General features: G+C 49.4%; 16 protein-coding genes. 6 read left to right on the forward strand and 10 right to left on the reverse strand.

Going from position 1 to position 19,309, the window contains the following annotated elements; all coding sequences use genetic code 11:
* Positions 1–26: 26 nt before the first annotated feature.
* Both dsbB and nhaB read right to left on the reverse strand, forming a co-directional pair.
* Positions 27–566, reverse strand: a complete 540-nt coding sequence (dsbB, locus tag HLG76_RS07310) for a disulfide bond formation protein DsbB (protein WP_077460364.1) — start codon at positions 564–566, stop codon at positions 27–29.
* Positions 567–654: 88 nt separating this feature from the next.
* Positions 655–2,247, reverse strand: coding sequence for a Na(+)/H(+) antiporter NhaB (gene nhaB, locus HLG76_RS07315; protein ID WP_077460365.1), 1,593 nt, complete (start codon positions 2,245–2,247; stop codon positions 655–657).
* Between the two features lie 393 nt (positions 2,248–2,640).
* On the opposite strand from nhaB, the gene fadR reads away from it, so the two are divergent.
* On the forward strand, positions 2,641–3,492 hold the full coding sequence (fadR, locus tag HLG76_RS07320; protein WP_077660655.1) for a fatty acid metabolism transcriptional regulator FadR: 852 nt from the start codon (positions 2,641–2,643) through the stop codon (positions 3,490–3,492).
* Positions 3,493–3,628: 136 nt separating this feature from the next.
* On the opposite strand, the gene HLG76_RS07325 is transcribed toward fadR, so the two are convergent.
* The 3 genes from HLG76_RS07325 to HLG76_RS07335 are packed head-to-tail and all read right to left on the reverse strand — an operon-like array spanning position 3,629 to position 8,457.
* Complete coding sequence (locus tag HLG76_RS07325; RefSeq protein WP_077576297.1) at positions 3,629–5,176, reverse strand: SpoVR family protein; 1,548 nt, start codon at positions 5,174–5,176, stop codon at positions 3,629–3,631.
* Between the two features lie 41 nt (positions 5,177–5,217).
* The gene (locus HLG76_RS07330; RefSeq protein ID WP_077460368.1) at positions 5,218–6,489 is read right to left on the reverse strand and encodes a YeaH/YhbH family protein; all 1,272 of its coding nucleotides are present in this window, start codon (positions 6,487–6,489) and stop codon (positions 5,218–5,220) included.
* Between the two features lie 33 nt (positions 6,490–6,522).
* Positions 6,523–8,457: a PrkA family serine protein kinase gene (locus tag HLG76_RS07335; protein WP_021022282.1), complete on the reverse strand. Its 1,935-nt coding sequence runs from the start codon at positions 8,455–8,457 to the stop codon at positions 6,523–6,525.
* A 279-nt stretch (positions 8,458–8,736) separates the two neighbouring features.
* On the opposite strand from HLG76_RS07335, the gene HLG76_RS07340 reads away from it, so the two are divergent.
* The gene (locus tag HLG76_RS07340) at positions 8,737–9,495 is read left to right on the forward strand and encodes a MipA/OmpV family protein (protein WP_175993373.1); all 759 of its coding nucleotides are present in this window, start codon (positions 8,737–8,739) and stop codon (positions 9,493–9,495) included.
* Positions 9,496–9,579: 84 nt separating this feature from the next.
* Here the strand turns inward: HLG76_RS07340 and HLG76_RS07345 are convergent, their stop codons facing one another.
* Together HLG76_RS07345 and gap are read right to left on the reverse strand one after the other, a co-directional pair.
* Positions 9,580–10,461, reverse strand: a complete 882-nt coding sequence (locus tag HLG76_RS07345; RefSeq protein WP_175993374.1) for a D-hexose-6-phosphate mutarotase — start codon at positions 10,459–10,461, stop codon at positions 9,580–9,582.
* Between the two features lie 113 nt (positions 10,462–10,574).
* Complete coding sequence (gap, locus tag HLG76_RS07350; protein WP_021022285.1) at positions 10,575–11,570, reverse strand: type I glyceraldehyde-3-phosphate dehydrogenase; 996 nt, start codon at positions 11,568–11,570, stop codon at positions 10,575–10,577.
* Positions 11,571–11,755: 185 nt separating this feature from the next.
* Between gap and HLG76_RS07355 the strand changes: the two genes are divergently transcribed.
* Positions 11,756–11,932: a hypothetical protein gene (locus HLG76_RS07355; protein ID WP_158011824.1), complete on the forward strand. Its 177-nt coding sequence runs from the start codon at positions 11,756–11,758 to the stop codon at positions 11,930–11,932.
* Here HLG76_RS07355 and HLG76_RS07360 read toward each other — a convergent pair.
* Entirely contained in the window at positions 11,906–12,754 is an 849-nt protein-coding gene (locus HLG76_RS07360) for a DUF2989 domain-containing protein (RefSeq protein WP_175993375.1), read from the reverse strand. The genes HLG76_RS07355 and HLG76_RS07360 overlap by 27 nt on opposite strands.
* A gap of 153 nt (positions 12,755–12,907) precedes the next feature.
* Between HLG76_RS07360 and HLG76_RS07365 the strand changes: the two genes are divergently transcribed.
* Positions 12,908–13,189 (forward strand): YeaC family protein, encoded by a 282-nt coding sequence (locus tag HLG76_RS07365; RefSeq protein ID WP_077460372.1) that lies wholly within the window; start codon positions 12,908–12,910, stop codon positions 13,187–13,189.
* 154 nt (positions 13,190–13,343) lie between these two features.
* On the opposite strand, the gene ansA is transcribed toward HLG76_RS07365, so the two are convergent.
* Both ansA and sppA read right to left on the reverse strand, forming a co-directional pair.
* Positions 13,344–14,357 carry an asparaginase gene (gene ansA / locus HLG76_RS07370; protein WP_077576339.1) on the reverse strand — a complete coding sequence of 338 codons (1,014 nt, stop codon included), beginning with the start codon at positions 14,355–14,357 and terminating at the stop codon, positions 13,344–13,346.
* Between the two features lie 132 nt (positions 14,358–14,489).
* Positions 14,490–16,376, reverse strand: coding sequence for a signal peptide peptidase SppA (sppA, locus tag HLG76_RS07375; protein ID WP_175993376.1), 1,887 nt, complete (start codon positions 16,374–16,376; stop codon positions 14,490–14,492).
* Between the two features lie 215 nt (positions 16,377–16,591).
* Here sppA and HLG76_RS07380 point away from each other — a divergent pair, with 215 nt between their 5' ends.
* Together HLG76_RS07380 and HLG76_RS07385 are read left to right on the forward strand one after the other, a co-directional pair.
* A complete protein-coding gene (locus HLG76_RS07380; RefSeq protein ID WP_175993377.1) occupies positions 16,592–18,604 on the forward strand; it encodes an NADPH-dependent 2,4-dienoyl-CoA reductase in 2,013 nt (670 codons plus the stop codon).
* A 72-nt stretch (positions 18,605–18,676) separates the two neighbouring features.
* Positions 18,677–19,225, forward strand: a complete 549-nt coding sequence (locus HLG76_RS07385) for an NAD(P)H nitroreductase (protein ID WP_175993378.1) — start codon at positions 18,677–18,679, stop codon at positions 19,223–19,225.
* Positions 19,226–19,309: the final 84 nt, after the last annotated feature.

Raw genomic sequence — 19,309 nt, forward strand, 5'->3', positions numbered from 1 at the left:
AGTGCCTAGTGCATAGCCGCGTGTTATTAAGAAAAAATCCGACGCGGTGGGCGACCGATAAACTGGGCGATAACCACCAGCCCCCAGATCACGAGCATGGCCGAGAAAATGCCCACCAGCCATTGTGGCATGGACCAACCTAACCATTGCCAGACCACTTTACTGCAATCTCCAGACGCTTCAAACACCTGAGGCAGCCACTGGTTTAAAGGGGCCCAAGAAGGGAAGTTTACCGCTACATCACAGGTGGGGCCAAAGAGTTGGTTAGGATCGGGGAATTGATAACTGACATGCTCTAATGAAAGCTTTAGCCCCCAAGCGGCGGTGATGCCATAGGCCAGCAACCCTAGGGTGCGCCAAAAGGGCTCCTCGGGAGCAATCAGTCCGAGTAACGCTGCCGTGCCCACACCAAATAAGGCGACACGTTCATAAATACACATCACACAGGGCGCAAGTCCTTGGCCATGTTGGAAATACAGCGCGGTTGCTTCGAGGCCAACCACACAGAGAAGCAACAACAGCCAGGACGCTCGGCTGCGAGAAAATTGATTTAAGGCGCGCCACATAACTCACTCCTGATAAAAAACAAGGCTCTACACTGAGAGCCTTGCTATTCAATCGTTTGTTGAGACGAAGGTCAATGATAGAAATGCGTTAGTGCGCACTGGGTATCGCTTGTTGGGTCATATGGATGGTTTCAGATATCCAGCCTTGGTGTAGCATCCACTCGGTTGCTGGCACCAAAAAGAACTCGATACCCATCACGCCCAATAAGCCCATCACAATGGTATAGGGCAGCGCCATATACACCATGCGCCCGTATGACAGGCGTAGCAAGGGAGCCAGCGTCGAAGTAAGCAAGAACAAAAACGCAGCTTGACCATTAGGGGTCGCAACGGACGGCAAGTTAGTCCCTGTATTGATAGCGACCGCCAACATATCAAACTGCTCGCGATCAATGACCCCATTGAGGAGCGCTGTTTTCACCTCATTGATGTAGACGGTCCCCACAAAGACATTATCAGACACCATGGACAGCAAGCCGTTTGCTACATAAAACATGGTAAGTTGCAAATGGCCTTCCAATGACAGCACCAGATCAATCACCGGTGCAAACAAGTGCTGGTCAATAATCACCGCGACTATTGAGAAAAAGACCGCCAATAGCGCAGTGAAAGGGAGTGCCTCTTCAAACGCTTTGCCGATATGGTGTTCATCGATTACCCCGGTAAACGAGGTGGCCAAGATGATAATACTGAGACCAATTAAACCGACCGCGGCCAAGTGAAGAGCAAGCGCGGCGATTAGCCATACGGCGATTAACGCTTGAACCACGAGCTTCGCGACATCTTGTGGCGTGCGTTTTGCGCGTTGTACTTTATCGTACTCGACCAATATGTTTAGCACGTTATTCGGCAATTTTGCCCCGTATCCAAACCAGCCAAACTTTTCAACGATTATGCAGGTTAACAAACCAGCAAAGAAAACGGGCAGGGTCACCGGTGCCATGCGTAGGATAAATTCACCAAAATGCCAGCCAGCTTGATCGGCAATAATCAGGTTTTGCGGCTCACCGACCATCGTCATCACGCCCCCGAGTGCAGTTCCCACCCCGGCATGCATCAATAGACTGCGCAAGAAGGCACGATAATTCTCCAGATCGTTGCGGCTAAGCTCATCACTTAAGCTGTCATCTGAGGTGTGGTCATGGGCGGCACCAAGCTCCTTCCCCGAGGCAACGCGGTGATAAATAGAGTAAAAGCCGACGGCGACACTGATCACCACCGCGATCACGGTTAAGGCATCAAGGAAGGCCGAAAGTGCTGCTGCCGCGCTGCAAAATGCTAATGAAAGGGCAATTTTAGAGCGAATGCCCAGTAGTATTTTGGTGAAAATAAAAAGCAACAACTGCTTCATGAAGTAAATGCCGGCGACCATAAAAACAAGCAGCAGCAGAACTTCTACGTTGGCTACCAGCTCGTGCTTAACTTGATCTGGGCTGGTCATCCCTATCGCGACCGCTTCAATCGCCAATAGCCCGCCAGGCTGAAGTGGGTAGCATTTTAACGCCATGGCCAGAGTAAAAATAAACTCGACCACCAGTAGCCAACCGGCCATGAAAGGGTTAATCGAGAAAACGATCGGATTAATAATTAAAAAGCCAACAATGGCCAGCTTGTACCAATCAGGGGCTTTGCCGAGAAAGTTCTTTAAAAACGCGGTGCTGAGCGTAATGGTCTTAGCCATAATGATAGTCTCATTGTTATCTATGTCTCTTAACGCGCACGGATGGGCGAGTTACGTGCTACATCGCTTAGTGTGGTGAGCCCATAAAGCTCGCACGCGAGAGGGTGACAGTTAAAAGTGACGGTACGACTATCGGTATGAGTTACCCGTTCAGAGCAACGAAGGATAGCCTTGTCAGACAGTAAGTGTGCGCCAGTTTGCCTTAGACATATTTTGTTACATCTTGTATGACGTAGTTTTGCGAGTTATGCCCAAATTTTCATTGATCTGGTACAAAAAGATAGCAGATGTCACGCGATTGGTGGCGATATCACAGAGCTGTTTCTGCAGCTCATGACTAGTGGTATGATGACTTATTAATCAGAGCAAGAAGCAAATTGGAATTTAGATTCAATGGTTATAAAGGCGGATAGCCCAGCAACATTTGCTGAAAAATATATAATTGAAAGTATTTGGAACAATCACTTCCCAAAGGGCTCTATTTTACCCGCAGAGCGTGAATTGTCTGAACTCATTGGCGTGACGCGCACCACGTTACGGGAGGTGCTTCAGCGCCTCGCCCGCGATGGTTGGTTAACCATTCAACATGGCAAACCTACTCGGGTCAATGATTACATGCGAACCTCGGGGCTCAGTATTCTTGATACGCTGGTGACCCTGGAAGGGCAGGACGTGCATGGGGTTCTCGAGGATTTACTTGCGGCGCGGACAGATATCAGCGGTGTCTATATGCGTTATGCGGCTAAAAATCGCCCGCAAGACTGCTTGGACCTAATTGATTTGGTTATTAAGCGCTGCCAACAAGTACTTGAGTGCGAGCGCTTTGAACAGTTCTTAGATCTGATTGATGAGAAAAGCGAAGTTCTGAAAGACGTCAAAAAAATTCAGGACAAATATGGTAAGCAGGATCCTGAGCTGTGTGAGCGTATTTGTATGGGCCGTGCTTTTAATCATTTCGATTATCGCTTGTTCCAAGGCATGGCGCACTTCTCTGGCAATAAAGTCTATGTGTTGACGATTAATGGTATGCGGCAAATTTATTCACGCGTGGGGGGCTATTACTTTATGGACCGCCGTGCCTGTGAAAATGCGCTGAGCTTTTATAGTGATCTACGCGAAATGGTGGCCAATAACCAACATCCAGCCATTGGTGACCGGGTAAAACAATACGGACGTGAGTGCGGTGGCTTATGGTTTAGTAACCGTGAGACCATTGCCTCTCACATGGCTGAAGAAGAAGCATAGGTCTTGGCGTAAAGACGCATAAACCTGAGCGTAAAGGCACATAAACCTGAGCGTGCATAACAAAAGCCGCCGTGATGAAAGCATCAGGGCGGCTTTTTTAATGGCGCTGGATGTCCCCTTAGGCTGGGGGCTGTTCCTAATGGCTACCCATTAACATATCAGGATCAAACTGGGGACGCTTGGGACAACTGCTAAGAATTTTTCCACGTCCTTCGCTGGTTTCTTCTTCCAAAACCACTTCAAACCCCCAGAGTCGGTGGACATGTTTTAACACTTCTTCATGAGAGTTGGCGAGCGGAATACGGTTATGCGGCACATACCTCAGTGTGAGTGAACGATTACCGCGCAAATCGACATCAAAGACTTGAATGTTTGGCTCGCGATTACTCAGGTTATATTGTGCTGATAAGTCTTCACGTAGCTGACGATACCCTTGTTCATTATGAATGCTGGTGACTTCAATATAGTTTTGTCGATCGTCGTCATTGACCGCAAAAAATTTCATATCCCGCATCACCTTGGGGGACAAGAACTGACTAATAAAGCTCTCATCTTTAAAGTTTGCCATCGCAAAATGGACCGTCTCAAGCCAGTCTTTGCCGGCAATGTCAGGGAACCAGTATTTATCCTCATCGGTTGGCTCTTCGCACATGCGGCGAATGTCCTGAAACATGGCAAACCCGAGCGCGTAGGGATTAATGCCGGAATAAAACTGACTATTGTAGGGCGGCTGCGCGACCACATTCGTATGGCTATGTAAAAACTCCATAATAAAGCTATCCGTGACCAAGCCTTCATCGTAAAGGTGGTTAAGAATAGTGTAATGCCAGAAGGTCGCCCAACCTTCATTCATCACTTGCGTTTGTTTTTGCGGATAAAAATATTGGCTTACTTTACGGACGATCCGCACAATCTCACGCTGCCAAGGCTCTAGAAGTGGAGAATGTTTCTCAAAAAAGTAAAGCAGGTTTTCTTGTGGCTCTGATGGAAAACGGCGCGTTTCTGCCTCCTGCTCTTTTTTCCCGCCTGGGATGGTCCGCCACAGTTCGTTAACTTGGGTTTGCAGATAATCTTCTCGGGCTTTCTGGCGTGCTTTTTCCTCGGCAAGTGAGATCTTTTGCGGACGTTTATACCTGTCGACGCCATAGTTCATCAGCGCGTGGCAGGAGTCGATCAGATTTTCGACTTCCGCGAGGCCGTACTTTTCTTCACACTCGCTAATGTAGTGTTTGGCGAACAGCAGGTAATCAATGATCGAGCCGGCATCGGTCCAGGTTTGGAACAGATAGTTGCCTTTAAAGAAAGAGTTATGACCATAACAGGCATGCGCCATGACTAGCGCTTGCATGGTGATGGTGTTTTCTTCCATAAGGTAGGCAATACACGGGTCCGAGTTGATCACAATCTCGTACGCCAACCCCATGTACCCATGCTTATAGTTGCGCTCGGTTTCAATAAATTTTTTGCCGAATGACCAGTGGTTATAGTTGATGGGCATTCCCACACTGGAGTAAGCATCCATCATCTGCTCGGCGGCGATGATTTCGATTTGATTGGGATAGGTGTCGAGCTTGTAGTGTTCGGCAACCCGTTTAATTTCCTTGTGATACTGCTCAAGCAGGTCAAAGGTCCAATCCGGCCCATCGTGGAGTGGAGTCTTGTGTTTACCTTTGGTGACAGCCATACCATGCCTCCCTGATAAAATGCGTCTATGCCGGTATGGCGTCAGGCTTCGACCTGACGCTTAAACAATTCGCGAAATACGGGGAAAATCTCTTCCGCGGAGCGAATGTTCTGCATAGCAAAATTGTCATGGCTTTCGGCGAGTGACTGATACTCACGCCACAGTGTTTGGTGCGCACGACGTGTTATTTCAATATAGGCGTAATAGCGGCTCACCGGTAACAGCGTTTTTTGCAACAACTCGCGACAGCCCGGTGAGTCGTCAGCCCAATTATCGCCATCTGAGGCTTGAGCGGCGTAAACATTCCATTCTGTCGGGTTGTACCTGTCTTTGATGATGTCATCCATCAGTCGCAGGGCGCTAGACACAATGGTGCCGCCGGTTTCTTGCGAATAAAAGAACTCATGTTCGTCGACTTCTTTCGCCTGCGTGTGATGGCGAATAAATACCACCTCGACATTTTTGTAAGTCCGTGAGAGAAACAGATACAGCAGAATATAAAAACGCTTAGCAATGTCTTTGGTGGCTTGATCCATCGAACCAGACACATCCATTAAGCAAAACATCACCGCCCGACTGTTTGGCTGAGGTCGCTTCTCGTAGTTTTTGTAGCGTAAATCGAAGGTGTCGATAAACGGCACGGCAGCAAGTTTGTTTTTGAGTGCCGCGATCTCTTCTTCGAGGCGTTTTTCTTCTAACGGTTGAGCAGGCTCAGCACGTTGAATCTGTCCGAGTGCTTGTTCAAGCTCAGCGAGCTCGCGGCGTTTTCCGGCTGACATCGCCGTTCGTCTCGCAAGCGAATTTTGTAAAGAACGGACGATAGCGATATTGGAAGGCACGCCGTTTGAGGTATACCCAGAGCGGTGTGTTTTGTACTCCACCATTTTCGCCATCTGGTTCTTTTTTAGATTCGGTAGTTCGAGATCTTCGAACAACAGATCCAAGTATTCGTCTTTCGAAATTTGGAAAACAAACTCGTCTTGTCCCTCACCATCTGGACTTGCTTGCCCTTCACCGGCGCCGCCGCCTTCGCCACCCGGTGGGCGAGCGATACGATCGCCAGGACTAAATTGGTCATTACCCGGGTGGACAGCCTCCCGCTGTCCCCCTTTGCCTTGGTGAAACGTGGGTTCACGGATGTCGCGTGATGGAATCGAAATGTCCTCACCACTTTCGATATCGGTGATCGAGCGATTGTTGACGGCGTCGGCAATGGACTCTTTTATCTGCCGCTTGTGGCGGCGTAGAAAGCGCTGCCGGTTGACAGTGCTTTTGTTTTTGCCATTGAGACGACGATCAATAAAATGCGCCATAACTTTCTCCCGTCATCTGCGTCAACCCGTAGGCTACGACGATTTACGCACGCGCAAATACCATTCGGCGAGCAAGCGAACTTGCTTGCGGGTATAGCCTTTTTCCATCATTCGGGCGACAAAGTCGTCGTGTTTTTTCTGCTCGTCGCTTGAGGTCTTAGTATTGAACGAAATCACTGGCAGCAGATCTTCCGTATTGGAGAACATCTTTTTCTCAATCACGGTTTTCAGCTTCTCATAACTGGTCCACGCCGGATTCTTGCCTTCATTATTCGCTCGGGCACGGAGCACAAAGTTAACGATTTCGTTACGGAAATCTTTCGGATTACTGATACCCGCTGGCTTTTCGATTTTCTCCAACTCGCCATTAAGCGCTGAACGATCAAACAGCTGGCCAGTATCTGGGTCGCGGAATTCTTGATCTTGAATCCAGAAATCGGCATACGTGACATAGCGGTCAAAAATATTCTGGCCGTACTCAGAGTACGACTCGAGATAGGCGGTTTGGATCTCTTTGCCAATAAACTCGATATATTTGGGAATTAAGTAGCCCTTCAAGTGCTCTAAATAGCGCTCGGCGACCTCTTGTGGGAATTGCTCCCGCTCGATTTGCTGCTCCAGGACATAGAACAAATGCACAGGGTTAGCGGCGACCTCGGCGTGATCAAAGTTGAAAACACGTGACAAAATCTTGAAGGCAAAACGGGTTGATAGTCCATCCATACCCTCATCGACCCCAGCAAAATCTCGGTATTCTTGGTAAGACTTGGCTTTTGGATCGGTATCTTTGAGTGTTTCCCCATCATACACACGCATCTTCGAATAAATGCTTGAGTTTTCGGGATCTTTCAAGCGCGACAACACCGTAAAGCGCGCCAGAATATCGAGTGTGCTTGGCGAGCAAGGCGCATGGCGTAATTCACTGGTCGCCAACAATTTGTCGTAAATATGGATTTCATCCGAAATTCGCAAACAATAAGGTACTTTGACAATGTAAACCCGGTCGAGGAAGGCCTCGTTATTTTTGTTATTGCGGAATGACTGCCATTCGGATTCATTTGAGTGGGCCAAAATGATGCCGTCAAATGGCAATGCCGAAAGCCCTTCCGTACCGTTGTAGTTACCTTCTTGCGTTGCCGTGAGTAGGGGATGAAGCACTTTAATCGGTGCTTTAAACATCTCGACAAACTCCATCATGCCTTGGTTAGCCCGGCAAAGCGCACCGGAGTAGGAATAGGCATCAGGATCATCTTGTGAATAATGTTCAAGTTGGCGAATATCCACTTTACCAACCAAGGCAGAGATATCCTGGTTGTTTTCATCGCCTGGCTCCGTTTTGGCAACGCCAACTTGATTGAGAATAGAGGGACGGAGCTTAACCACTTTAAATTGGCTGATATCGCCGCCAAATTCTTTTAATCGCTTAGCGGCCCAAGGCGACATAATATGTTGAACGTAGCGCTGTGGAATGCCATATTCTTGTTCGAGTAGGTGGCCATCTTCAGTCGCATCAAACAGGCAAAATGGGTGATCATTCACTGGGCTACGTTCGCCATTGGCGGTTAGTACATAAATCGGCATCTGCTGCATCAAGCTTTTTAGCTTCTCGGCCAATGACGATTTCCCCCCACCGACAGGGCCCAGTAAGTAAAGAATTTGTTTGCGCTCTTCTAAGCCTTGAGCGGCATGTTTAAGGTATGAGACGATTTGCTCGATCGAATCTTCCATACCATAAAAGTCTTTGAACGTTGGGTAACGTGAAATGACACGGTTAGAGAAAAGTCGGCTGAGCCGAGGGTCGAGCGAAGTATCAACCTTTTCCGGTTCGCCAATCGCCATCAGCAAACGTTCCGCGGCATTGGCATACGCGCCGCGATCATCTCGGCATAGATCCAAGAATGCTTGAAGGCTCATTTCTTCGTCTTTCGCTTCTTCGTAGCGCTGACGATAGTGATCAAAAATAGTCATGGTCTTGCCCCCTAAATCGTCTGATAACTCGAAAAGAAAAGGCGCAAAGTTGGCTGGATGTTCCCTTTCCTTTTTATAAGGTTAGACCGCATTGCTCGATCTTGCGTGAAAGAATTGTTTGTTTTTTCGATAATTTTTGTTGAGTGATTTGTATGCCTGTCTTGCCAATATATTGACAGCGGGTGTTCAAGCTAGTGAGATATGCTGGTGGTGATCATTTTGCCAGCTAGGGGGACTGGGCTTACATTGGCCAGCCGTTAAACAATAAAGGAAAGGATGATGAATATAGCAAGAGAAACGGCTTGGGTAGCGTGTGCGTTGGCACTGACTTCCGGCAATGTTTATGCAGACACGCGGGTATCGGCAGGGGTGATCGGCGCGTTTTCACCCCAGGTGTACAAAGACACGGATACCGACCCACTTGTGGTACCGACAGTCAACCTTGATACCGACCACTTTTACTTTCGTGGTCTCACTGCCGGCGCACGTCTGGCACCGAAAGACTCGACACACAATCTCGTCGTATCAGCGACCTATGACCCTCGTCGTTTCGATCCTGCAGATACCGACGATCCGCAATTGAGCCAGCTCGACAAGCGCGATGCATCGATTGTGGCAGCGCTTGCCTACCAATACCATTCACCTATCGGACGTTTTCAGGCGGCTGTTGGCGAAGGCGTGACCCATGATAGGGACGGGGTATACGGCGAAGTGAGTTGGAAATATGGATTTAATCACCCGCGTTGGGGCGTTTCTCCGGAAGTAGGGTATGCCTACAACAGTCATGAGTTAAATAAGCACCTTTATGGGGTCAGCGCCACTGAAGCATCGCGTGTTTCAGGCATTGAGGCGTATGAGCCAGGCTCTGCGGGCCATTACTTTGTTGGTGCCAGTGGCTATTTTATGCTGACCGAGCGCATCCAACTGCTTGGTGGCGTGCGCTATACCAACCTCGATGATGAAATAGCGAACAGCCCAATGGTGGACCAATCTACCGCCGCTTCCGGCTATCTCGGTGTTAATTATGTCTTTATGTAGCCAAGTGTTTATGTAGCCAAGTCTTTATATAAAAAAGTCTCTATGTAACAACGCGGCCACCTTATACCAAGGTGGCCGCTTTGTTTAGCGTCGCGCTTTTTCATCACATAACGTTGTGGCCAGGGTATAGGTTTGCCCTGGCGATACCAGGGTATCTGGTTGCTCAAGCGCGGCCTCAATGCAAACAAAATGTTGATAGCCATCGTCATCCATGTCTGCCATTTGTACTGAGGCAGCTTGTCCAGGGTTCCATATCACCGCGCTGGTCGCACCTTGGTTGGTGACATAAACGCGACGGTTACCGGCCGGATCGGTGAGTGACAGTGTATCGCGCGCCCCGGTATAAATGCGATCAACGGGGCTTTCAAACGTGACCTTTCCCGGAGCAGGTTGAGCCGCACCGGCACTGAAATTATCGAGGTACTGATTACCAACCCCGTCTACATAAGCCTGCTCGCTGTCCGCGACGGTCAGGTAGCTGTGTAATGCGCCGCCCATCGTCCAATCATGCTGATCGGTATTGCTGACGGCGAGGGAAATCGTGGCTTTTTGTGTCAGGGTGAAAGTGACGGTTGCTTCAAAACGATGGGGCCAGAGTGCCATTGACTGGGCAGATTCAGACAGCTTCAGTTGCACAATCACGCCATCCGGTTGCTCGTCAACCTTCGCCAATTGCCACATCTGTCGACGCGCAAAGCCATGCGAAGGAGAGCCCGATTGTCCAAACCAAGGCCAACAAATAGGGACGCCGCCTCGTAATGGTGTTTGCGCATCGTAGACGGCGTTGCGACTCATCCAAACCAGTGAGGATTCACCTGTAGGCGCAAAGGAGAGTAAGTGGCCGCCGAAAAGACTGATAGTGGCGGCGCACGATGGGTGACTCACGCGAAGAATCGGGACCGATTGCCGATAGCATAAATCGACCGAGGCGGAGAGTTGACGTTCAAAAAGCAAAGACATGGACATAGCTTAAACCTCTTCGGGGAGTGTCTACGAACAAAAACCGGCTCATTGGATAGGCGCCAGATACACAAAAGGCGGCTCTAGGCCGCCTTTATCGATACTATTGTAATTGCTACTTACTTAGAGATGTGTGCAACTAGGTCAAGTACTTTGTTTGAGTAGCCGATTTCGTTGTCGTACCAAGAAACGACTTTCACGAAGTTGTCAGTCAGCGCGATACCTGCTTTAGCATCGAATACTGAAGTTTGTACTTCGCCGATGAAGTCTTGAGAAACAACTGCATCTTCAGTGTAACCAAGTACACCTTTCAGCTCGCCTTCAGACGCTTCTTTCATTGCCGCACAGATTTGGTCATAAGACGCTGCTTTTTCTAGGTTAACAGTCAAGTCAACCACTGAAACGTTGGCAGTTGGCACTCGGAACGCCATACCAGTCAGTTTACCATTAAGCTCTGGCAGTACTTTACCAACCGCTTTGGCTGCACCTGTTGAAGATGGGATGATGTTCTGAGATGCACCACGGCCGCCGCGCCAGTCTTTCGCAGAAGGACCGTCAACGGTTTTCTGAGTCGCAGTGGTTGCGTGAACAGTGGTCATCAGGCCAGATACGATACCGAACTTGTCGTTCAGTACTTTCGCGACAGGCGCTAGGCAGTTCGTGGTGCAAGATGCGTTAGAAACGATATCTTGACCCGCGTAATCGCTGTGGTTAACACCCATAACGAACATTGGCGTTGCGTCTTTTGATGGACCAGTTAGAACAACTTTCTTCGCACCCGCTTGGATGTGTTGACGCGCTGTTTCGTCAGTTAGGAAGATACCGGTCGCTTCAGCAACAACGTCAACACCCACTTCATCCCACTTAAGGTCTGTTGGGTTACGTTCTGCTGTTACGCGTACGGTTTTGCCGTTAACGATCAGGTTACCACCTTCAACTTCTACGGTGCCGTTAAAACGGCCGTGAGTTGAATCGTATTTCAGCATATAAGCCATGTATTCAACGTCGATAAGATCGTTGATTGCTACCACGTCGATGTCGTTACGTTCTACAGACGCACGAAATACGAAACGGCCGATACGGCCAAAACCGTTAATACCTACTTTGATAGTCATTATGTTGCTCCACAACTTAATTTCTAGTGAGATTAAACTGGTAGTAAAATTACAGAATAGGACCCCGCCATGCAAGGGTAATCGCAGCCAAAATTGTCTAAAATCAAAAAAAAGTACGGATTTTTTTTACATCGCCTAAACATTTGGCGCCCTTACGGCCATGCCTGTGTTGTCTTTAATCAACCGTGGATAAAGAACAATCAGGCTTGGCGCAACAACTGGTACTTGATAGCGTAGAAGCAGAAGGGCAATTACGAAAGGTAAACTGGTACGACAAGTTTGACGTGACCGGTTTACCTTTGATTGAGCGTTGCTTTTTACTGAGTGGTTGCCTTTTACTGAGTAATGGGTGCGAGCAATGACGCTTGAAAATTGCCATCGTCGATCGCGGCTGATATTTCAAATGCCAATCGCTGCAGTGACGTCTCCTGTTGTTCGCTCAGTGTGTAAAGTCGAGACAAACGATCACTGTTGGCAATGGGAAGATTGTAACTTTGCCCCACTTTCGCCCACAAATACGCATGTTCAAAGCGTTTAAGCGCATGATTGGTGGTGGCGAGTGATTTAATCACCTCTGGAATCACGTCTTGCTTTACGGTGAGATCGCGGCCGTCATACAGCTCCAACGCGTGCAATAAAATCTCCACGGTTTTAGCTTTATCCCGTGAGACATAATAGGTCGCCAGACCAAGTTGTAACTGGGGCGTTTCCAGATGGGGAGTGCCTTCAAGCTTTAAAAACTGGGGTAGGGCGCCGTTGTCACCCTGAGACCAACGGTAGTAAATCACCGGTGGTTGATAAGAGGCTTCCAGTTCATCTTCCAAACGAGCAATCGCATCATAAGCATGGTAGACCGCCTCCGTACGCTTGGTTTTGCGTTGTTTGAGTGTGGTAGGCTCAATTTCAGCTACCAGCTCCATACAGCGCAAGTACGCCTTTGTTTGCTTGAGTTCGGTAAGTTTATTGAGATCGGTTGGCTTTTGGTCAACCGCCAAACGATCGAAAATCAGGTCCGAGCGCTCAAATCGGCATTGTCCGTCGCCAATGTTTAGCCCTTCGCATAATTCGGGGTGCGTTTCGCACACTTGATTGGTGGTCGGTTGTCCATCGCAGCCGACGAGTAGCAGTAAACTCGTGACAAGACCGAGAGGATAAACGTAGCGAGTAAGTAATCGTAAATTCATTATTTGTCGTACCCTGAGTCAACTACGTCGAGTATACGTTATCTTTGAGTGTAGTTGATGCGTAAAAGCGTGATAAAGCGCACTGTGCTAAACATGCCGTCTACCGACCAAGATCAGGCATAATAGTCGGACCCGGACCACACAGAGGTAATCATGGATATAGAACAAGTCTTAAAAGCAATGACGCCTGAAATATACGATCGTTTGTGTTACGCGGTAGAAACCGGTAAATGGCCTGATGGTACCAGCCTTAATCAAGCACAACGCGATCAAGCCTTGCAAGCCGTTATGCTTTATCAATCACGTCATAACAGCCAGCCTCAGCATATGACGGTCGCGAAAGGGGGTCAGGTGACTTGGAAATCAAAAGCCGAGCTCAAGCGTGAATTTGCCGGTCAAGATGGGCAGCGCATCGATATTGAGACCAAGCACTAGTGCTAACTCAATCAGCACCAATGCTGATCGAATAGATTGGGCGGCACGCCTTGTGGGATATGCTTTGCTGAACGTGTCCTCGCTAAAAAGTAAACGCCGGCATTCGGCCGGCGTAATCGTCACAATAGCGTTCACTGTCACTTCTGTTCACACACTAATAATAGCTGAGCTCACCACGTAAATCTTTTTGCACCCAAGTTCGCAAGGTTTCAAAGGGTAATGACTGACTGAGCAAGAAGTGAAGCTTGGCTAACGCCGCTTCGGGTGTCATGTCATAGCCACTCAGTACACCCGCATCGGCCAGCGCACAGCCGGTCGCATAGCCACCCATATTGACCCGTCCTGCCAAGCATTGAGTGAGATTCAACACCAGCACACCGCGATCCGTAGCCTGTTTGAGTAAATCGAGTAACTCGGGATTTTGTGGTGCGTTGCCGACCCCAAAGGTTAATAAGATCATCGCATTGACGGGCTGTTTAAGCGCATTTCTGACAACGTCTGGCGAAATGCCCGGATACATCATGATCACGGCAACCGGTTGATCGCTAATAGTATGGACCTTAAACGGCCCTTGCGAAGGTTGATTGAGCTTGTCCGCTTTTACCTCAATATGAATCCCAGCTTCAAGCAACGCTGGCAAGTTGGGTGAGGTAAACGCGTTAAACCCGTCAGCATGCGACTTAGTGCTCCGATTGCCGCGCAGAAGTTGGTTGTTAAAAAACAGCGTCACTTCGTTCACCGGATAATTCGATGCAATATGCAGTGCGTTGAGCAGGTTGGCTTGCCCGTCGGAACGCAACTCAGCAATCGGGATCTGGGAGCCGGTGACTATTACCGGCTTTTCTAAATTTTCTAACATAAATGACAGCGCCGATGCTGTGTATGCCATGGTATCTGTGCCATGCAATATCACAAAGCCGTCATATGCGTGGTAATTTTCGCCAATATCGTCCGCAATCCGTTGCCAATCCGTTGGCGTCATGTCCGATGAATCAATGAGTGGTTCGTACTCATGGATAGTAAAAAGCGGCATTTCTGGACGATGGAATTCAGGCATGTTTTCCAACTGTTGCTGGAGAAAGCCGGACACTGGGACATAACCATGATCAGATTTTTGCATCCCGATCGTGCCACCAGTGTAAGCAATATAAATATGTTTACGTTCCATCATGTCAAATCTGCATTTAATGAGCGTGAGCACAGTATACATGTAACGATTACATCGGTAATACCGAGCGACACACAGAATAGAAGAAAAACAGAGAAGAGGCCCTGACCGAACGGCCAGGGCGAGTGGTTCCTACTGATACTCACAGTTTAAGCAGAATAAGTAACGACCTTGCGGATCGTTAAACTTTTCCAGCAAGGTTAACGACTGCCACTGGGGCGATGCCGTCAACTGGCGCGCAATCGATGGCATTGTCGCTTGCACCGCTTCACCGAGCACGTTGGCGCTTTGCCCCAGCACTTCGTTGATAAATTGCTCAAACGGCGTCAGTGGCTGTTGCATCCAATCTAGTTGATAGTTTTCGAGGTTAGCCAGTTCAGCGGCGGCAGACACGGCGTCGTCAAAGTCACCCAAGCTGTCAACTAATCCCAAACTCAAGGCATCTTGTCCCGTCCATACCCGACCTTGAGCGACTTGGTTTGCCTTTTCCATCGACATATCGCGATGGTTGCTGACCAATGACAAGAAGCGATGGTAACCATGCTCAATGCCTAACTGCATGATATCTCCTACCTCGTCTGGCAGTGCCCGCGTTACGCCGACTCCTGCAAACGGTGTGGTGCCGACACCATCAGACTGCACGCCGAGATCACCCAGCGTGTTCTCAAAGGTGGTGAATAAGCTAAAAATACCGATTGACCCGGTAATCGTGGTGGGCTGAGCGATAATACGATCAGCGCTGGCAGATAACCAATAACCGCCAGAGGCGGCGACACTCGACATCGAGACCACCACAGGTTTACCCGCTTCGCGTAGCGCATCCACTTCATTACGGATAATTTCAGAGGCGAATGCACTGCCCCCTGGACTATCGACGCGAAGCACGACCGCTTTCACACTGCTGTCAAGGCGGGCATCGCGTAGCATAGCGGCAGTGGTATCGCCACCCACGGTCCCTGGGCGCTGACGTCCATCCATGATCGGACCACTGGCGACCACGACGGCGATATTATCACTGCCTGGCAGGCTAAAGCCGCTTTGTATTTTTGGCAGATAATCGTAATAGCCGGTGTATTCGAAGCTGTCTTCACCGTCACTGCCAAATTTATCGGCCAAATAGCGACGAATTTGCTGACGCGTCATGCGCTTATCGACAATGCCAAGATGCTCAGAGAGGGCGGCAAAATCGCCATCAAAGTCACGCAATGAGGCCAGTAATTGCTTCGCGCTCGGGGACAGTACACTCGGCTCGATGCCACGATTGTTCGCCACATCGCTGACATAGGCATCCCACAGCTGAGATAACCAAGCTTGATTGGCTTCTCGGGCAGCGTCTGACATATTGTTGCGTGTGTATGGCTCCACAAATGACTTATAAGTACCGACTCGGAACACGTGTGTGCTCACATCGAGCTTATCGAGTAGGTCCTTCCAATATAAGTTGTAACTGCCGTAACCTTGCAACATCACCATACCATTGGGCGACATCAGGACTTCATCGGCATAACTGGCCAAGTAATACTGGCTTTGACTGTAGGTGCCGCCAATTGCAATCACAGGTTTACCGCTGTCTTTGAAGTCCTCGATGGCTTTGGCGATATATCGTAGCTTGGTCAGACTAGTAGAAGGCATATCGCCTAGGCTTAAAACTAAGCCATTAACCTGTTCATCCGTCGCGGCATGGCGCACGGTATCAACAATATCAAACAACACGTTCTCGGTTTCTATCGGTTGTCCGAGCGCATTGCGAGATAAGGTATCAACAGGACTTAAGCGCTGTTGTTGTTCAACAATAGGGCCGTCAATATTGAGTAGGAGCGCCCGTGGCTCTGGCTCACTTTGCGCCACTTTTGCGGTAGCGGGGTCCTTTGAGGTCAGCGGCGTATCGGCAGTAAAAGCAAAGTAGATTGCCACGATCACGCCTATGAAAAGGACGTTTAACAAAAGTTGGCGGGCGAAACTGAGAATACGCCACAACCATCGGAATAGGGATGCAATAAAGCGAAACAGTTTTTTCATACGTGAGTCCATCGGTGCATGTCGCTGATATCCTAGCTGATCAGAGCTCAGATCGATAGGCTATCAACCGCGTCATTGTTCTATAATACCGAGCGAAAGTCCTACCCAGATCAATAATTCACGATTTCATGTTGCCAGATTGTAAACGAATGTTTGAAATCACGTGTCCGTCAGCGCTATAGTCTGGTCAGACCACAACAATAAGTGAGCAAGCGATGGAACAGCACCCTTATCCCCACATGCTAGCCCCGCTCGATCTTGGGTTTACTACCCTGAAAAATCGTGTCTTGATGGGCTCGATGCATACCGGGCTTGAAGAAGCAAACGATGGTTTTAAAAAATTGGCGGCTTTTTATGCTGAGCGAGCCAAAGGTGAGGTGGGGCTCATTGTAACAGGCGGATTTTCGCCTAATTTTCGTGGCCGTCTAACCCCATTTAGTGCCCAGTTTAGCTCTGGACGCGCGGCGCGTGCACATCGCGCGATCACCGAAGCCGTTCATGAAAATGGCGGCAAAATCGCGCTGCAATTACTTCATGCCGGTCGTTATGCCTTTCATCCGTTTGCCCAAAGTGCGTCAGCGATTCGCGCGCCAATCAGTAAGTTCACCCCGTTTGAAATGAGCGAGCGGGCGATTTGGCGTACGATTAAAGCCTTTGGCCGCAGTGCCGCGCTTGCTCGCGAAGCTGGCTATGACGGGGTCGAGATCATGGGCTCTGAAGGCTACCTGATCAATCAGTTTTTCTGCCACCGCGCCAACCGCCGTTATGATCAATGGGGCGGGCCAGTCGACAATCGTATGCGGTTTGCGGTTGAAGTGATGCGAGCGGTGCGTCAAGCCGCCGGTGATGACTTTATTGTTATTTTTCGTCTATCGATGCTGGATTTGGTCGAGCAAGGCAATACCTTTGAAGACGTAGTCACGCTCGCGAAAGGCCTAGAAAAAGCAGGCGTCACCATTATTAACACCGGTATTGGCTGGCATGAAGCGCGAGTGCCTACTATCGCGACCCAGGTGCCACGAGGCGCGTTTAGCTGGGTCACTGAAAAACTAAAAGGCGAGGTATCGGTGCCGTTAGTCACCTGTAACCGTATTAACACCCCAGAGGTTGCCGAATCGATTCTCTCCAAGGGGCAAGCGGATATGGTCTCCATGGCGCGCCCATTCTTAGCCGATGCTGAATTCGTTGCGAAGGCCAAAGCCGATCAGTCGAATGACATTAATACGTGTATTGCCTGCAACCAAGCCTGTCTGGACCATGTCTTTAAAGGCAAGCGTGCCAGTTGTTTGGTTAATCCTAAAGCCTGTTATGAGACCGAGCTCGTGGCAACGCCCGTACGCCAAGTGAAACAAGTGGCGGTAATTGGTGGCGGAATGGCCGGGATAAGCTGTGCCACTGAAGCGGCTGAACGCGGACATGACGTGACCTTGTTCGAAAAAGCGGATCGGCTCGGCGGCCAGTTTAATTTAGCGATGACGATTCCGGGAAAAGAAGAATTTAAAGAAACCATTCGCTACTACCTTAGACGATTGGAAAAAGCAGGCGTGACGGTCAAGCTTAATCAAGCCACTGATGTCGATACATTGCGTGCGTTTGACGATATTGTTGTCGCTACGGGTGTGAAGCCACGCCGTCCCGCCATTGAAGGCATTGATCACCCGAGCGTTATTGATTATCAAACCTTTATTCGTGAACAGCCTGAGTTGGGGAGCCATATCGCCATTATCGGTGCCGGAGGGATCGGCGTTGATGTCGCGACCATGATTACCGAACCCAAAAATCAAAGTTTGGACGCTTGGCTCAATGAGTGGGGAATCGATAAGACTATTACCCACGAAGGCGGACTCTACCCTGGGCACGATACGCTTAGCGACAAGCAGGTGTGGGTATTGCAGCGTCGCGAAGGACGAGTCGGAAAAGGCCCGGGCAAAACCACCGGTTGGATCCATCGAAAAACGTTACAAAAGCGTGGTGTGAATCTTGTCGGTGGCGTGAGCTACCATAAAATTGATGATGAAGGCCTGCATATCAGTGTTAAAGGAGAAGCACACCTGATCCCTGCCACCCAGATCATCTTGTGTGCGGGGCAAGAATCGGTGAATACGTTGGCCGAGCAGCTTGATGATGCCAATGTCTCTTACCATTTAATTGGTGGTGCCGAGCATGCGGGAGAGCTCGATGCGAAGCGAGCCATTCGCCAGGGGATTGAGACAGCCTTGGCGCTTTAGCGGCGGGAGTCTGTGCTAATATGCTGATATCCGCTCATGCAGTGAGCACTAAACGGTTAAAAAGGATAAACCATGGACGCACTTGATTTGCTATTAAAGCGCTGCTCTGTGCCACGATTAGCAGCGCCAGCGCCGAGCGGTGAAGCACTAGAAAACATTATTCAAGCAGGATTACGAGCCCCTGATCATGGCGCACTAACGCCGTGGCAGTTTGTGATTTGCGAGGGAGATGGGCTGACGCGGCTTTCAACCATTTTAGCCGAGGCAGCACAGGCCAACGGCGCGGATGAAACGGCAGTGAAAAATGCCAAAAACGCACCCTTTCGGGCCCCGATGGTGGTGGCCGTGATTGCGCGTACACGTGTGCATGACAAAGTTCCGACCATTGATCAGCATATTTCTGCGGGATGTGCGACGCATGCGATGCAAATGGCAGCGGTCGCACAAGGGTATCAGGGCTTTTGGCGCACTGGCGCATTTGCATACCACCCCGCTGTGAGAGAGGCGTTAGCCGTTGAAGGCGATGATCATATCGTGGGTTTTTTGTACTTAGGAACGCCTGATTGTGCGGCGGCTAATGCGCCTAAACGCGATACTAGCCAGTTTGTCTCTTATCTTTAAGCCACGAGAAGGGCTTGGTTAATCGAGTAAACCTGTGCATATGTACAGGTTTTTTATTGCGCCTCGATCGTGCTTTGCATACCA

The sequence above is a fragment of the Salinivibrio sp. EAGSL genome (assembly GCF_013366455.1).
In the GTDB taxonomy this organism is placed as follows: Bacteria; Pseudomonadota; Gammaproteobacteria; order Enterobacterales; family Vibrionaceae; genus Salinivibrio; species Salinivibrio costicola.

Bases quoted from the DNA above. Each gene is read 5' to 3' on its own strand.
- dsbB (WP_077460364.1), bottom strand. From the start codon at position 566: ATGTGGCGCGCCTTAAATCAATTTTCTCGCAGCCGAGCGTCCTGGCTG.
- nhaB (WP_077460365.1), bottom strand. From the start codon at position 2,247: ATGGCTAAGACCATTACGCTCAGCACCGCGTTTTTAAAGAACTTTCTC.
- fadR (WP_077660655.1), top strand. From the start codon at position 2,641: ATGGTTATAAAGGCGGATAGCCCAGCAACATTTGCTGAAAAATATATA.
- HLG76_RS07325 (WP_077576297.1), bottom strand. From the start codon at position 5,176: ATGGCTGTCACCAAAGGTAAACACAAGACTCCACTCCACGATGGGCCG.
- HLG76_RS07330 (WP_077460368.1), bottom strand. From the start codon at position 6,489: ATGGCGCATTTTATTGATCGTCGTCTCAATGGCAAAAACAAAAGCACT.
- HLG76_RS07335 (WP_021022282.1), bottom strand. From the start codon at position 8,457: ATGACTATTTTTGATCACTATCGTCAGCGCTACGAAGAAGCGAAAGAC.
- HLG76_RS07340 (WP_175993373.1), top strand. From the start codon at position 8,737: ATGAATATAGCAAGAGAAACGGCTTGGGTAGCGTGTGCGTTGGCACTG.
- HLG76_RS07345 (WP_175993374.1), bottom strand. From the start codon at position 10,461: ATGTCCATGTCTTTGCTTTTTGAACGTCAACTCTCCGCCTCGGTCGAT.
- gap (WP_021022285.1), bottom strand. From the start codon at position 11,570: ATGACTATCAAAGTAGGTATTAACGGTTTTGGCCGTATCGGCCGTTTC.
- HLG76_RS07360 (WP_175993375.1), bottom strand. From the start codon at position 12,754: ATGAATTTACGATTACTTACTCGCTACGTTTATCCTCTCGGTCTTGTC.
- HLG76_RS07365 (WP_077460372.1), top strand. From the start codon at position 12,908: ATGGATATAGAACAAGTCTTAAAAGCAATGACGCCTGAAATATACGAT.
- ansA (WP_077576339.1), bottom strand. From the start codon at position 14,357: ATGGAACGTAAACATATTTATATTGCTTACACTGGTGGCACGATCGGG.
- sppA (WP_175993376.1), bottom strand. From the start codon at position 16,376: ATGAAAAAACTGTTTCGCTTTATTGCATCCCTATTCCGATGGTTGTGG.
- HLG76_RS07380 (WP_175993377.1), top strand. From the start codon at position 16,592: ATGGAACAGCACCCTTATCCCCACATGCTAGCCCCGCTCGATCTTGGG.
- HLG76_RS07385 (WP_175993378.1), top strand. From the start codon at position 18,677: ATGGACGCACTTGATTTGCTATTAAAGCGCTGCTCTGTGCCACGATTA.